The sequence below is a fragment of the Prauserella oleivorans genome, assembly GCF_042685745.1.
In the GTDB taxonomy this organism is placed as follows: domain Bacteria; phylum Actinomycetota; class Actinomycetes; order Mycobacteriales; family Pseudonocardiaceae; genus Prauserella_A; species Prauserella_A oleivorans.
Map to the genome: position 1 here is coordinate 2,135,016 of NZ_JBHUNT010000001.1, position 14,988 is coordinate 2,150,003.

At 71.1% G+C, this 14,988-nt stretch carries 11 protein-coding genes; 5 read left to right on the forward strand and 6 right to left on the reverse strand.

All coding sequences use genetic code 11. From position 1 onward, the window contains the following. The first annotated feature begins 4 nt into the window (after window positions 1-4). The 3 genes from ACFSZT_RS10615 to ACFSZT_RS10625 are packed head-to-tail and all read left to right on the forward strand — an operon-like array spanning window position 5 to window position 3,741. Window positions 5-1,378: a PP2C family protein-serine/threonine phosphatase gene (locus ACFSZT_RS10615; RefSeq protein ID WP_377389869.1), complete on the forward strand. Its 1,374-nt coding sequence runs from the start codon at window positions 5-7 to the stop codon at window positions 1,376-1,378. 45 nt (window positions 1,379-1,423) lie between these two features. After that, on the forward strand, window positions 1,424-2,431 hold the full coding sequence (locus tag ACFSZT_RS10620; RefSeq protein ID WP_377389813.1) for an ABC transporter substrate-binding protein: 1,008 nt from the start codon (window positions 1,424-1,426) through the stop codon (window positions 2,429-2,431). Continuing rightward, entirely contained in the window at window positions 2,431-3,741 is a 1,311-nt protein-coding gene (locus ACFSZT_RS10625) for an amidase family protein (protein ID WP_377389815.1), read from the forward strand. Before ACFSZT_RS10620 ends, ACFSZT_RS10625 begins: the two co-directional genes overlap by 1 nt. A 60-nt stretch (window positions 3,742-3,801) precedes the next feature. Here ACFSZT_RS10625 and ACFSZT_RS10630 read toward each other — a convergent pair whose 3' ends face one another. From ACFSZT_RS10630 to ACFSZT_RS10645, 4 genes are all read right to left on the reverse strand, one after another. Continuing rightward, window positions 3,802-4,839 (reverse strand): cell division protein DivIVA, encoded by a 1,038-nt coding sequence (locus ACFSZT_RS10630; protein ID WP_377389817.1) that lies wholly within the window; start codon window positions 4,837-4,839, stop codon window positions 3,802-3,804. Between the two features lie 92 nt (window positions 4,840-4,931). Beyond that, window positions 4,932-6,926: an SDR family oxidoreductase gene (locus ACFSZT_RS10635; RefSeq protein ID WP_377389819.1), complete on the reverse strand. Its 1,995-nt coding sequence runs from the start codon at window positions 6,924-6,926 to the stop codon at window positions 4,932-4,934. Between the two features lie 45 nt (window positions 6,927-6,971). Next, window positions 6,972-7,706 carry a class F sortase gene (locus ACFSZT_RS10640; RefSeq protein WP_377389821.1) on the reverse strand — a complete coding sequence of 245 codons (735 nt, stop codon included), beginning with the start codon at window positions 7,704-7,706 and terminating at the stop codon, window positions 6,972-6,974. A 1-nt stretch (window position 7,707) separates the two neighbouring features. Continuing rightward, the gene (locus ACFSZT_RS10645; protein WP_377389823.1) at window positions 7,708-9,126 is read right to left on the reverse strand and encodes an MSCRAMM family protein; all 1,419 of its coding nucleotides are present in this window, start codon (window positions 9,124-9,126) and stop codon (window positions 7,708-7,710) included. A 261-nt stretch (window positions 9,127-9,387) separates the two neighbouring features. On the opposite strand from ACFSZT_RS10645, the gene ACFSZT_RS10650 reads away from it, so the two are divergent. After that, window positions 9,388-10,206 carry a Bax inhibitor-1/YccA family protein gene (locus ACFSZT_RS10650; RefSeq protein WP_377389825.1) on the forward strand — a complete coding sequence of 273 codons (819 nt, stop codon included), beginning with the start codon at window positions 9,388-9,390 and terminating at the stop codon, window positions 10,204-10,206. A gap of 80 nt (window positions 10,207-10,286) precedes the next feature. Here the strand turns inward: ACFSZT_RS10650 and ACFSZT_RS10655 are convergent, their stop codons facing one another. Then, window positions 10,287-11,507, reverse strand: coding sequence for an acetyl-CoA C-acetyltransferase (locus ACFSZT_RS10655; RefSeq protein ID WP_377389827.1), 1,221 nt, complete (start codon window positions 11,505-11,507; stop codon window positions 10,287-10,289). Between the two features lie 104 nt (window positions 11,508-11,611). Then, complete coding sequence (locus ACFSZT_RS10660) at window positions 11,612-13,456, reverse strand: bifunctional metallophosphatase/5'-nucleotidase (RefSeq protein WP_377389829.1); 1,845 nt, start codon at window positions 13,454-13,456, stop codon at window positions 11,612-11,614. Window positions 13,457-13,579: 123 nt separating this feature from the next. Here ACFSZT_RS10660 and ACFSZT_RS10665 point away from each other — a divergent pair, with 123 nt between their 5' ends. Next, a complete protein-coding gene (locus ACFSZT_RS10665; RefSeq protein ID WP_377389831.1) occupies window positions 13,580-14,950 on the forward strand; it encodes a cystathionine beta-synthase in 1,371 nt (456 codons plus the stop codon). Window positions 14,951-14,988: the final 38 nt, after the last annotated feature.

Sequence of the window (14,988 nt, forward strand, 5' to 3'; positions counted from 1 at the left end):
CGGCCTGACCAACAAGCTGAGGGCCGAGATCGCTCGTGTGCTGCGCGGGGGAAAGCTTTCCGCCGAGTGGTGGGACGCCGTCGCCGACGAGCTGGACAACGTCGACCCGGCAAGTCCGATCGGGACCATCCTCGCGGCACTCACCGAGGTGGTGCGTGAGCAGGCGAGCGAGCTGCGCTGGCATCAGTCCGAATTGGAGCAGACGAACGCCGGTCTGCTCGCCCTGCACACGGAGATCGACCGGCAACGCCAGCGGACCGCCTTTCTCGACGACGTCAGCAGGGCGTCGGCGACATCGTTGGACAGCACCGAGATGCTCGCGCATGTCGCCGCGCTCGTGCGCACCAACGGCCTGGCCGATCGCACTTGGGTCTGGACGGCGACCGACGACGGTCTGCGCTGCGCCGACGAGCCGCACCGCAAGCCCGACGAGACGACGCAGGAGGCGCTGATCTCGCGCAAGACGGCGCGGGACGGCGTTCGCCGGCTCAGTGTTCCGCTCACGGCCGGTCCGCACACCCTGGGTGTGCTGGACCTCCACCGCGACTCGGCCGACTTCACGCACGAGGACGTCTCACTCGCCCGCGCCGTCGCCAACCGGACGGCGGTGGGCCTGCGCAACGCCTACGAATACGAGCGGGAACACGAGCTCGCCGAACGACTGCAGCGCGCCATGCTGCCGGTGCTCGCCGCGCGCGAGGAACTCGACATCGTCGCCCGGTATCGCTCCGCGACGCGCGGCGTGCACATCGGCGGCGACTGGTACGACGCGTTCGCGCGGCGCGACGGCACGGTGGTCCTGACCGTGGGCGATGTCACCGGCCACGGGCTCGACGCCGCGGTCGTCATGGGCCAGCTGCAGAACGCGCTGCGGGCGTATGCACTGGAGGGACACGGTCCGGCGTCGTCGCTGCGGCTGGTGCACGAGCTGCTGCGGGCACGGCGCGGGACGTTGTTCGCGACGGCCGTGGTGGCCGAGATCGAGCTGGACACCGGCGTGATCCGGTGGGCCAGCGCGGGGCATCCGCCGCCGCTGCTCCAACAGCACACGGGTGAGGTGGAGTATCTCGACCTGGACCACGGGCCGATGCTCGGCATCGACTTCCCGTTCCAGGTGCCCGAGCACGAGCGCGAGCTCGCTCCCGGGGCGTCGCTCGTGCTTTACACCGACGGGCTCATCGAACGGCGGTCGAGCGACATCGACGCCGGCATGGAACGGCTGGCGGCGGCGTTCACCGAATGTCCCGCGACGCAACTCGAGGAGCGTACCGAGCACGTCCTGCAGGAGATGCTGGGCGGTACCGATCACGACGACGACGTATGCCTGCTGCTGTGCCGGTGGACCGGTCCGGGCGGCGCGAATATCGCGTCCGTCTGATCACACCCTCTTTGCCTTTAGCTTAGGCTTGGCTAAGTTACGCGCATGGATTCCATGCTGTCTCGCCGGAGCCTGCTCGGCGGCGCCGCCGCCCTCGCCGCCACCGGCCTGCTCTCCGCCTGCGGGCGTGGCGGTTCCGACTCCGACCAGGGCGGCTCCACCGGGTCCGGGGCCTGGTCGTTCACCGACGACCGGGGTGTGACCGTCGAACTGGAGCGCAGGCCCACCCGGATCGCTGGGCTCAACGACGCCATCGCCTCGCTCTGGAACTACGGCATCGTGCCCGCGGCCTCGTTCGGCTACACCGGCCTCGCCGCCGACGTGAACTTCCAGGGCAAGGATCTCTCCAAGGTCACCGAGGTGGGCGCCAGCTACGGCGAGATCAACCTCGACCGGCTCGCCGCGCAGCGGCCGGAGTTGATCTTCACGCACGCCTATCCCGAGGACGACTCCGGCAAGGTGGACCCGAACAAGCCGCTGTACGGCTTCAAGGACCTCAAGCAGCAGGAGACCGCCGCGAAGATCGCGCCGATCGTCGCCATCGCGATGACCGGCTCGGCGAACAAGGTCGTTCAGCGCACCACCGAGCTGGCGACCTCGCTCGGCGCCAAGCCGGACACCGTCGAGCGGGCCCGCACCGAGTACGAAGCCGCCCGCAACCGGCTCCGCAAGGCAGCCTCCTCCGGCCTCACCGTCATGGCGGTCGCCGCCTACCAGGGCGAGGGTGTCTACATCGCCAAGGCCGAGGACGACCCGGCGCTGCGCAGCTACACCGAGCTGGGCGTGAGGTACCCCGACCCGGGCGGGCCGGACTACTACTGGCGCCACGTGAGCTGGGAGAACATCACCGACTTCCGCACCGACGTCGTCCTGTACTCGCTGCGCGCCATGAGCGGCGACGAGATGCTCAAGCAGCCCACGTTCGCCACGATGCCCGCCGCGACGGCCGGGCAGGTGTTCCCATGGGAGTTCAGTGCGATGGACTACGTGGCGCAGGCCCGCACGCTGAACAACCTGGCGAAAAACCTGGAGGGGGCGCGTAAGGTCGTCTGATGCCGGTCACCACCGCCACGGACATCGCCTCCCGGGTCCGCGCGGGACTCGATCCCGTACGGCCCACCGAGGACGCCTTGAACCGGATCGACGCCGACGACGCGGTCGTCGGCGCGTTCCGCCGCGTGCGGGCCGCCGAGGCGCTCGCCGAGGCCAAGGCGTTGCGCGACCGGCCTGATCTGGACCGGCTCCCGCTCGCCGGGGTTCCCGTGGCCGTCAAGGACGTCGTCCCGGTGGCGGGCGAGACGGTCGAGTGGGGATCGCGGGCCACGAACCGGACCCCGGCTCCCGCCGACGGCGCCATCGCGGCACGGCTCCGGGCGGCGGGTGCGGTGATCGTCGGCATTACGCGGGTGCCGGAGCTGTGCGTGTGGCCGATGACCGACGACCCCGGCGGCATCGCCCGTAACCCACGGCAACCGTCCTATGTGGCCGGAGGGTCGTCGGGTGGCAGTGCCGCGGCCGTGGCGGCGGGGCTGGTACCCGTCGCGCACGGTACCGACGGCCTGGGCTCCGTCCGTCTCCCGGCGGCCATGTGCGGGCTGGTCGGGATCAAGCCGGGTCGCGGTGTGGTCGGGACCGAGGCGGAGAGCCACTGGTTCGACATGTCCACCCACGGCGCCCTCGCGACGACGGCCGCCGACGCCGCGCTGCTCCTCGGTGTGCTCGCCGAGCGGCCCGAGCTGACCCGGCCGCGCGAGCCGGAGCGGTTGCGCGTGGCCGTGTCGTCGCGGGTGCCGCTCACCCACGCACCCGTTCCGGCGCCGATGCGGGCCGCGGTGGACCGGGTGGCGACCCTGCTGGCGCGCTCCGGGCACCGGATCGTGCACGCCACGCCCGACTACCGCACCGCCGCACCGCTCGGCCTGCTCACCCGCTGGTTCGCCGGGCCGGCCGAACAGGCCGAGTCGCTCGACGCCTCCCTGCTGCAACGCCGCACGCGCACCCAGGTGCGGATCGGCAACGCGGTGCGCCGCGCGGGCCTGGTGCGGGAGCGCACCCAGCACGAGTGGACGCGCCGGGCCACCGATTTCTTCACCGAGCACGACGTGCTGGTCACCCCCACGCTGGCCGCCAAGCCGCCCAAGGCAGGCCGCTGGCACGAACGGTCGTGCCTGGCCAACGCTGTGCCGTCGGTCCGGCTGGCCGGGTTCGCGGGACTGTGGAACCTCGCGGGCTTCCCGGCGATGTCCGTACCGGCGGGCACCTTCCCCGACGGTCTGCCCATCGGCGTGCAGCTGGTCGCCGCACCCGGCGGCGAGGAGACTCTCCTGGGCCTGGCCGCCTGGCTGGAGGCACACCGGTCCTGACCGCCGGTGGGGGCGGGCGGCCGGGCGAGCCACGCGGCGTGCGTGGCCCGCCAGACGTCCTCAGCTGGTCTGCTCGCGGGCGGGCGTCTTCCCGCTCGCCGCGCTCGTGCCGCTCGTCGCGCTCGAACTGCTCGTGGCGCCCTTCGTGCCGTCCGTGGACGGGCGTGCCGCGTCGTAGGGCTCGGTCAGCGACGCGGGCAGCTCGCCCAGCACCGTGTCCTCGTCGTCCGTGGCCACGAGCGCGGACTCGCCCATGTGCAGGGCCTCCTCGGCCGCCTTGAGCCGGGCGCGGGCCTCGTCGCGGATCTTGGTGAGCCGCTCGACCGTCGCGTTCGCCTCGGTCGTCCGCCGGTGAGCGTCGGCGGTCGCGTCGTCCACCAGTTTCTTCGCCTTGGCGGTGGCCTCGTCCACGAGCCGCTTGGCCTCCGCGGTCGCCTCGGCGATGCGGCGTTCCGCGGCGTTCTTGCTGGCCGTCTTCGTGTCGGCGACGTGCTTCTCGAGCGCGGCACGTTCCGCCTTCATCTTCGCGTCGAACTCGCGCTCGATGGTGCGCCGCTTCTGCTCGGCCTCGGCGTCGAGGCGCTCGCGCCTGCGCACGGCCTCCGTCGTCATTCGCTCGACCTCGGCCTTCGTCGCGGCGAGGGCTTCGGTGTGCTCGCGCTGCAGCGCGTCGGCATGAGAGTCGAGCGTCTCGAGCAGCTTCATGTAGCGCTCGTGCAGTTTCTTGGAGACCTCGCCGCTCTCGGCCCACGTCTTCGTGGCGGCTTCCTCGGCCCGACCGACGATCTCCGCGGCGCGCGTGTTGGCGAGCTCGATCGTGCGCTGCATGCGCTCGTCGAGATCCTCCATACGCTCGGGTGGCTTCTTCAGCTCGTCGACCCGCTGCTGGAGGCGTGCGACCTCCCGGCGGGCAACCTCGAGCTCGCGCGACAGCGTCGTGTTCTGGGCCCGCGCGGTGTCGCGGTCGGCCATGATCCGCTGCAGCTGCGCTTCGAGATGGTCGACGTACTGCAGCACCTGGTTGCGGTCGAACCCGTGCCACGCCTGGGTGAAGTCCCGCCGGAGCGGCAGCAGGCGGTTGTCGTGCTCGGAAGCCATACCCAAGACCGTACCTGCGCACGGGGCGCCCGTGGTGACAGGCGGGCGAACGGATATGTCGCGTCCGTCCACGGAGGAGTCCCGGTACGCGCTCACCAGTGGAAGCCGCGCGTGAGCTTCACCAGGGCCGCCGCGGCGCGGGAGAGGTTCCGGTCGCCTTTACTGATGTTGAACGTTCCGGTGCCACCCGCCGCGGTCGAGTCCGGGAACACCCGGTAACCCTCGTAGGCGATGGCATTGACCAGTCGCGGCGCGGCCGTGTAGGCCGCCTGGATGAGGTAGCCCTCCGGGGCACCGATGTGCTTGGGCCGGTGCTTCAGCGCCCGCACCACCATGTCGGCGGCCTGCTCCGGCGACCGCGTCGGGAACGCGTCGTAGATCTTCGTCGGCCGGATCATCGGTGTGCGCACCAACGGCATGTGCACGGTGGTGAACGTGATGCCGTCACCGTGGGTCTCGGTGGCGACGATCTTGCTGAAGTAGTCCAGCGCCGCCTTGGACGCCACGTACGCGGAGAACCGCGGCGCGATGCCCTGCACCCCGATGGAGGAGACGTTGACGATGTGCCCGAACTTGCGTTCGGTCATGTGCGGCAGCAGGGCCAGAATGAGCCGCACGGCGCCGAAGTAGTTGATGGCCATCGCGCGCTCGAAGTCGTGGAACCGGTCGTAGGACAGCTTCACCGAGCGCCGGATCGACCGGCCCGCGTTGTTGACCAGCATGTCGATGTGGTCGTGCTCGGCGAGCATCGCGTCGACCGCCTTGCGTACCGATTCCTCGTCGGTGAGGTCGGCGGGGTAGACCGACGCCTGCCCGCCCGCGGCGACGATCTCGTCGCGCACCTCGTCGAGCTCGTGCTTGCGGCGCGCCACCAGCAACGGCACGCCGCCCTCGGCAGCGACCCGCAGGGCTGTCGCCCGCCCGATGCCCGACGAGGCGCCCGTGATGACGATCCGCCGGCCGTCCAGCTCGCCGCGGGGACCGTGCTTGCGTGCGCGGAACGGGTCGAGGTGCTCACGCCAGTACCGCCACAGCGCGGGCGCGTAGCGCTCCAGCGGCGGTACGTCCACACCGGACCCGACGAGCGCGCGCCGCGTCTCCGACGAGGCGAACACGGCCGGGAAGGTGAGTGTGTCCAGCACGACGGGAGGGATGCCCAGCCGGGACAGCACGGCGTCGCGCGCGATGGTGGCGCCCGGCACGTACTCGATGAGCCTGGCCAGGCCGACGATCCCGCGGGAGATCCCCTCGCCCAGTTCCACGTCGATGGTCGGGGCGCCCGCCGCCTTGGCGAACGCGTTGTACACCGTCGCAACCGGTTGCGGCTCGGGGTTGACCAGGTGGAACGCGCGGCCGTCCAGGCCGTCCTTGGTGACCAGCTCCAGCAGGGCGGCCGCGACGTAGTCGACGGGCACGATGTTGGTGTCGCCGATGTCCGGACCGACCACGGGCACGTTGGGCAGCCCGGTCAGCCGGTCGATGGCACTGAAGAAGTAGTAGGGACCGTCGATCTTGTCCATCTCGCCGGTCTCGGAGTGCCCGACCACGATCGCCGGCCGGTACACGCGCCACGGCAGGTCGTGCTGTTCGCGAACGATCCGCTCGGCCTCGAACTTCGTCCGGTGGTACGGCGTGACCAGGCGCTGGCCCACGTCGAACATGTCCTCGGTGAACACGCCCGCGTAGTCGCCCGCGACCGCCACCGACGACACGTGGTGCAGACACCCGGCGTGCACGTCGGCGGCGAGCTCGACGACGTGCCGGGTGCCGTCGACGTTGGCCTTCACGCTGGCGTCGTCGTCGGCCGTGATGTCGTACAGCGCCGCCAGGTGCACCACGTGGTCGACGTGGCCGCGCAGCCCCTCGCGCGTGGCGTCGTCGAGGCCGAGCCGGTCGGCGGAGAGGTCGCCGGTCACGAGCGTGACCTTCTCCGGATGCGGCCAGCTCTGGACCAGCCGCTCGAGCCGCCGCACCGACGCCTCGCGGACGAGCAGGGTCACGTGCTCGGTGTCGTCGCGGTCGAGGACGAGCGGGGTGAAGTGCCGGCCGATCAGACCGGTCGCCCCGGTCACCAGATAGGTCGCCATGGCCCGTTCCTTCCGCCGCGCTGCCGAGAGGTCACGCGCATTGTCTCAGGACGGCTCGGCGACGACGACCCGGTTCTCCGCGTAGCCGGTGTTTCCGCCGAGCCAGCGGCCGCCGCACGTGACCAGCACGATCCGGTGCCTGCCGCTCTGGGCGAACAGCTCGCTCGCCCGGGCGGGAAGTGCGTCCTTGTGCAAGGTGATGATCTGGGCGACCCGGTAGGTCCACACCTTGCCGCCGGCATCGGACACGGTCACCCGTTCGCCGACGCGCACGTCCCACAACTCCGCGAACGGCCCCGTCCGGCCCTTCCAGTTGACGTGCCCGGCGAACACGCTCGCCCCGCTCGGTGCGCCCAGCCCGGCGCCCCACCATGTGGCCTCGCTGAGATCGTCGGGAACGGGCAGCACCGCGCCCGGGCCCAGCTGCTTGCGCACGAGCGTCGCGGTGCCACCGTCCGGAAGCCGGATCGTGCCGGGCCGCTGCCCGCTCGGCGCTGTACGCACGGCCGGCGCCGGAGCTTCTGCCGGGGCGGGAGCCGGTGCGGGTGGGCCGGCCGCCGGCGCCGGGGGAGCGGGCGCCGGCGGACCGGGCGGTGGGGTGGTAGCCGGTGGTGGTTTCGCCGTCACCTGCCGCGTGGCGGCGGGCGGCTCCGGCTGGGCGTGGCCCGCCACCGCGACGGTCGGCGGCACCAGCACGGCGGCGGCCACCGCCACCTCCACGACGAGCACGCTGCCCACGCCGAGCAGGTACGCCGTGATGCGGTCGCGCCTGCCCGCCATGTCAGCGCTCGGAGACGTGGCGCCGCGCGGCCAGGCCGACCAGCGCGGAGACGATCAGCGCGAGCACACCGAACCCGGCGAGGGCGCCGACCGGCGTGGACGTGGTGGTGGCGCTCTGCGCGACCGGTGCCGGCGGCCTGCCGGCCGGGATCACGCGTGGCACCTGGTCGGCGACGTTGGCGACCGTCAGCACCAGCGTCTCGCCGGGCCGCACCGTGCCACACGCCGACGGCGGGTTCCGCGGATCGAACGCCTCCGCGTAGCCGTTGGGCGGGCTGACCTCGACCACGCAGACCTCCTGCGGCGCCCGCAGGTTCTCGACGGTCACCGTGCCGTCCTCGCCCTCGGTGATGACCACGGCGGGCTTGCCGTCCGCGCCGACGAGCGGCTCGTCGTCGGCAGCGAGCGCCGGCGAGCTCTTGTCCGGACCGGTCAGGCGCAGCGGAACACCGGCGATGCCCGCGCCGTCGGCCGCGTCGACCTTGGCCACGCGCACCACACCGGGAGCGTTGCCGGCCGTGCCGGTCGCCTCGGCGACGAGTTCCTGTTCACCACCGGTCGACACCACGCGCTGGGTGTCGGCGGTGACCGGATCCTGGACGTACGGGCGGTCGGCCGGTGCGGACAGCCGCGCGGTGACCCCGGGCGTCTCGCCGGTCGGGGTGACGGCGATGGTCGCCCTCCCGTCCTCGCCGGTGGTCACGGTGGTCTCGGCGCCGAGCTCGGCGTCTGCCGTGGTGATGGTGACGGGCACGTCGGGCACGCCCTGGCCCGCGGCGTTGGTGACGGTCACGGTCCACTCACCCGGCTCGCCGATGGTCTGTTCCTCCTCGGGAGCCGTGACGGTGGCCGTCCACGGGCCGCGGTTGGCCTCCGCGTCGGCCCGCAACCGCTCCACGGCCTGCCGCGCGCCCGCGGGCAGCTTGCGGTACTGCAGGTCGACGTCGTAGGCGATCTGGTCGAACGGCTTGGCCGGGTCGAGATCGGCAGGCGTGCGCGGGGCCGCCGTCCAGGAGTGCAGCAGGTGCGCCAGCGCCGCCGCCTCGTCCGGGTTCGTCGTGTCGCCGTACCGCAGCAGGAGGTAGGAGATGTTCGCGGCGACGTCCGCGGGCAGCGGGGTACCCCACTTGGTGAGCAGGTCGTCGCCGGGGCGGTACTCCTCGCCGGTGTCCGGTGCCTTCAGCGCGAACGAGACGCAGAACACCTGCCTGCCACCGACGAGATAGGAGCCCACCCAGTCGTAGGCGCGCTCGCGGTCACCCCACGACTGGCCGGGCGTCGTGCGATGCCCGATGCCCTCCTGTACCGCTGCCGATGCACTCGGCGTGACGACCACCAGTGACAACGCGGCCAGCATGCACGTGATCAGCAACCGCAGAGCCATGCCTGTGCGTGCCGTTCGCACCACGTGAACCCCCATTGAGCGATGCTGAGCGATGGACCCCCGACACGCGTACGGTGATGTCCTCGATACGCCAGGTGAGCATCTCGTGCGCGGGATCACGCGGCAATCGGCCACCCAGGTGGAAATCGATCATCGAATTCGTGACCGGACTTTCACTCCTCCTGAGCCACCGGCCGAGTCGATGTGAGTAAAGTCAGCTTTACTGACCTACGGGAACCGGCCGGCATCAGCGGTCGTTGTACCCAATGCAAGTGCCAGTAGATCCAGGAGGATCAGGTGCGAACCTCAAGCAACCCCGCGTTCCGTAACCTGCCGAGGGGCGCCACGGCTTACGGACCGTACGCCGGCTTCAACCAGCCGCAGGGTGGCGTACCGGGCTACGGCGCGCCGCAGGCGCCCGCAGGTGCCGGCGACCGCCCGATGACCGTCGACGACGTCGTGATGAAGACCGGCGCCAGCCTCGGCGTGACCCTGCTCGTCGGTGTCATCACCGCGATCTGGGCGCGGTCGCAGGTGCTCGCCGGCTCGACCGGCGCCATCACCGGCGCCATGATCGCCGGCATGCTGGTGGGCCTCGTCCTGGCCCTGATCATCAGCTTCAAGCAGATGGCCAGCGGCCCGATGACGCTCGCCTACTCGGCCGCCGAAGGTGTGTTCCTCGGTGCGATCACCGGCGTCTTCGAGATGCTCTACCCGGGTATCGCGCTGCAGGCCGTGCTCGGCACCGCGGCCGTGTTCGTCACGATGCTCGTGGTCTACAAGACCGGCGCCGTGAAGGTGACGCCGAAGCTCACCAAGTGGATCATCGGCGCGCTCGGCGGCGTGCTCGTGCTCATGCTCGCCAACCTGGTGCTCGGCCTGTTCGGCGTGAACATGGGGCTGCGGGACGGCGGCGCGCTCGCCATCATCTTCAGCCTCGTCTGTATCGGCATCGCCGCGTTCAGCTTCCTGCTCGACTTCGACATGGCCGACCGCGCCATCCGCGAGGGCGTGCCCGCGAAGTTCGCGTGGTACGTGGCCTTCGGCCTGATGGTGACGCTGGTGTGGCTGTACCTGGAGATCCTGCGCCTGCTGTCGTACCTGCAGAACGACTAGGACGACTTCCACTCCTGGACGACAAGGCGCCCGGCCGTCCTCGGCCGGGCGCCTTTCGTTCGGTGGTCGTGCAGCGTCGATCAGCTCAGGCGCTCGATGACCATCGCCATGCCCTGCCCGCCGCCGACGCACATCGTCTCCAGCCCGAACTGCTTGTCGTGGTGCTGCAGCGAGTTGATGAGCGTGGACGTGATGCGGGCACCGGTCATGCCGAACGGGTGGCCCACCGCGATCGCGCCGCCGTTGACGTTCAGCTTGTCGATGTCGATGCCGAGGTCCCGGTAGGACGGGATGACCTGCGCGGCGAACGCCTCGTTGATCTCCACGAGGTCGATGTCGCCGATCGACATGCCGGCGCGCGCCAGCGCCTGCTTCGACGCCTCCACCGGGCCGTACCCCATGATCTCCGGCGACAGCGCGGACACGCCCGTGGACACGATGCGCGCCAGCGGCGTGATGCCGAGCTCGCGGGCCTTCGTGTCGCTCATGACCACCAGCGCCGCCGCACCGTCGTTGAGCGGGCAGCAGTTGCCCGCCGTGACGCGCCCGTCCGGGCGGAACACCGGCTTGAGCCCGGCCACGCCCTCCATCGTGACGCCGGCGCGCGGGCCGTCGTCCTTGGTGACGACGGTGCCGTCGGGCAGCGTGACGGGGGTGATGTCCTTGGCCCAGAAGCCGTCCGCGATGGCCTTCTCGGCGAGGTTCTGCGACCGCACGCCGAATTCGTCCATCTCCTCGCGCGAGATGTTCTTCAGCCGGGCGAGATTCTCGGCCGTCTGGCCCATCGCGATGTAGACGTCGGGCAGCTCGCCGCTCTCGCGCGGATCGGTCCACGTGTCCGAGCCGTGCTCGGCGACCTTCGCGGTACGCGCCTCGGCGTCGGCGAAGAGCGGATTGTGGGTGTCGGGCCACGAGTCCGCGCTGCCCTTGGCGAAGCGCGACACGGTCTCCACGCCGGCGGAGATGAACACGTCACCCTCGCCCGCCTTGATGGCGTGCATGGCCATGCGGGTGGTCTGCAGGCTCGACGAGCAGTACCGGGTGATGGTGCAGCCGGGCAGGTGGTCGTAGCCGAGCTGCACGGCGACCACGCGGCCCATGTTGAAGCCGGACTCCCCGCCCGGCAGCCCGCAGCCGAGCATCAGGTCGTCGATGTCGGCGGGATCGAGCTGCGGGACCTTGTCCAGCGCGGCCCGCACCATCTGGACCGTCAAGTCGTCGGGCCGCATGTCCACCAGCGATCCCTTGCCCGCCCTGCCGATGGGCGAGCGTGCGGTGGAGACGATCACGGCTTCGGGCATGGTGGAGACTCCTTCGGTTCCTAAGCAGGTGCTCAGGCCTCATCCTGCACCGTGGCGGCGGCGAGGGCCACCACTGCCGCCACCGCCGCCGCCACGCTGCTCCGCTACCGCGCGACGATCCGGCCGTTGCCGCCCACCGGGTACTGCGCCGCGGTGACCGACCCGCCGAGCTCGTCGGTCAGGTAGTCCTGCAGCGCCTGCTGGTAGGTGGTGCCGACGGGGGTGAACGGCAGGCCGCCGAACGGGTAGCCGTCGCCGCCGCGCGCCGAGAAGTCGTTCGTGGCGACCGACACCGGCGGCCCGTCCACCACCTGACCGTCGCGCACGATCACCGTGCCGTCCTCCAGCACCACGTCCCGCACCCGGTCGCCGGGAGTGACGATGGTGCTGGTGCCCTCGTCGACGACCTGGGCGGTGCGGCTGACGTCGTAGGTGAACGACACCCCGGAGACCTGCATGAACGCCCCCGACGCCCCGGGTGACGCGGCGACGCCCCGCTCGAGCAGCTGACGGAACGTCTCGCGGGGCACGTCCGGCACCACGGCGACGAAGTTGGAGAACGGCGCGATCTCGTAGGTGTTCAGCGCGGTGATGTCGCCCGCGGGCAGCGTCGAGTCGTTGCGGATGCCGCCGCCGTTCTGGATCCCCACCTGCGGCGGGGTCACACCGTACTCGGCCGCGCGCTGCCGGCCTGCCCACCGGAGGCTGTCGGCGACCAGGTTGCCCAGGTTGGTCTCGCGCGAGCGCACGTCGTTGCGCACGCCGTTGAGCGGCACCTCGCTCGACGCCACGACCGTCTCGGCCAGCGTCTCCAAGTGCTCGGCGACCGGTTTCTCCACCTCGGCGCGCACCTCCGGGTCGCCGTGCACCGCGTCCGGCCCGACGCCGGACACCCGCACCGGCCCGGTCTGCTTCTCGTCGACGCCGATCACGTTGCCGTGCCGGTCGAAGTTGAGCACGAGCCTGCCGATGTACTTGTAGTCGCCCGTGGTGGTGACCACCGGCACCTGCCTGCCCGTCCTGTCCTCGGCGTACAGGGGGAACCCGCGTTCGGCGACGTCGCCGGGGATGAGCCGGTCCTGCGGCCCGGCGAGGATCTCGCCGCCGCCCGCGCCCACGACCGCGTCCACGCCCTCCAGCTGCGGCACGAGCGCGAGTTCGTTGTCGATGTCCTGCAGGTGGCTGACCAGGATGACCTTGTCGATCCCGCGCCGGGCGAAGTCGCGGGCGAGGCCGTTGGTGATGCCGGCCAGCTCCCCGTCCACGGTCACGTTCCGCGGGCTGGACAGCGCGGGAAGCTCGGGCGTGGTCAGCCCGATCAGGCCGATGCGCCCGCCAATCGAGCGCAGCACCGTGCTCCGGATGATCGTGCCGTCCTCGGCGTGGGCCTCGAGCTTGGGCTCGCCGGACACGTCGAGGTTGGCGCTGACGAAGTCGAGGGAGCCGTCGAACTCGGTGATGAAGTCGGCGAAGACCTCCGGGCCGAAGTCGAATTCGTGGTTGCCGATGGCGCTGGCGTCGTAACCGATCCGGTCCACCGCGACGGCGTCGTAGAACGGCGCACCGGGTTCGAGGCTGGCGGAGAACTCCGGCCCGGCGAGGAAGTTGTCGCCGCCGGAGAGGGTGATCTCGCCGCGCCACGGTGACTGTCCCGGCTTCGGTCTGCCCGTGGTGGCGTCCTTGCGCAGCGTGTCCATCAGCGTCGCGACGCGGGAGGGGCTGCCGTACGGGTTGGCCCCGCCGTCGACGATCGGCCCTTCGTCGGTGCCGTCACCGGCGACCCCGAGCAGTGCCGACTCCATGTCGTTGGTGAACAGCACGCTCAGCGTGAACGTCGGGACGTGCCCGCGGTCGGCGGTGGCAGGCAGTGCGCCCGCGGTGGCGAGCAGGGTGCCTGCGAGCGCGGTGGTGACCGCCGCCCGCAGGGGTCGTCTCGGCAGGGCTCTCACGGATGTGACTCCTCGTATTCACTCGGACGTGGAAACAGCGAGAGCTAATCACAGCGGTCCTATTCGGACAATGAGTTCCCTGCGGACGATGTGCGGCGTGTCCTGACTGTTTACGCTGTGGACATGGATTACGCCGAACACGTCATCGACCTCGTGGGCGACACCCCGCTGGTCAAGCTCAACTCCGTGACCGACGGGGTGAGCCCGCTCGTCCTGGCCAAGGTCGAGTACATGAACCCGGGCGGGAGCGTGAAAGACCGCATCGCCCTGCGCATGGTCGAGGCCGCCGAAGCGTCCGGCGAGCTCAGGCCCGGGGGCACGATCGTCGAGCCGACCTCGGGCAACACCGGTGTCGGGCTCGCCATGGTCGCGCAGCGCAAGGGGTACCGGTGCGTGTTCGTGTGCCCGGACAAGGTGAGCGAGGACAAGCGCAACGTCCTCAAGGCCTACGGTGCCGAGGTCGTCGTCTGCCCGACGGCCGTGCCGCCGGAGCACCCCGAGTCCTACTACAGCGTCTCCGACCGCCTCGTCGGCGAGATCGACGGCGCCTGGAAGCCCAACCAGTACGCCAACAAGGAGAACCCGCAGAGCCACTACCTCACCACGGGCCCCGAGATCTGGCGGCAGACCGAGGGCAAGGTGACGCACTTCGTGGCGGGTGTGGGCACCGGCGGGACGATCTCGGGCACCGGGCGTTACCTCAAGGAGGTTTCGGACGGCAAGGTCCGCGTGATCGGCGCCGACCCGGAGGGCTCGGTGTACTCGGGCGGTACGGGACGGCCCTACCTCGTCGAGGGCGTCGGCGAGGACTTCTGGCCGGAGACCTACGACCGCGGGATCGCCGACGAGATCATCGCGGTCTCCGACGCCGACTCCTTCCACACCACCCGGCGGCTCGCGGCCGAGGAGGGTCTGCTGGTCGGCGGCTCGTGCGGGATGGCGGTCGCCGCGGCGGTCCGCCTGGCGCAGCGGTGCGGCCCGGAGGACGTGATCGTCGTCCTGCTGCCCGACGGCGGGCGCGGCTACCTCGGCAAGGTGTTCAACGACTCATGGATGGCCTCCTACGGCTTCCTGCCGCCCGACTCGTCCGAGGCCACTGTCGGCGACGTGCTGCGGCGCAAGGACGGCACCATGCCCGCGCTGGTGCACTCGCACCCGAACGAGACGGTCGCGGAGGCGGTGGCGATCCTGCGGGAGTTCGGAGTCAGCCAGATGCCGGTCGTGAGCGCCGAGCCGCCGGTGATGGCGGCCGAGGTGGTGGGCGCGGTCAACGAGCGGGACCTGCTCGAGGCACTGTTCACCGGCAAGGCGGCCCTCGCCGACCGGCTGCAGAGCCACATGTCGCCCCCGCTGCCCACGATCGGTGCCGGGGAGCAGGTCGGCGCGGCGATGAAGGCGCTGACCTCGGCCGATGGTGCGCTCGTGCTGGAGGGTGGCAAGCCGGCCGGGGTCGTCACCCGGCAGGACCTGCTCGCATTCCTCTCCGGCCACTGACGAAAGGGGCCCCGAGTGACGCCGACGGAACCGGAAAA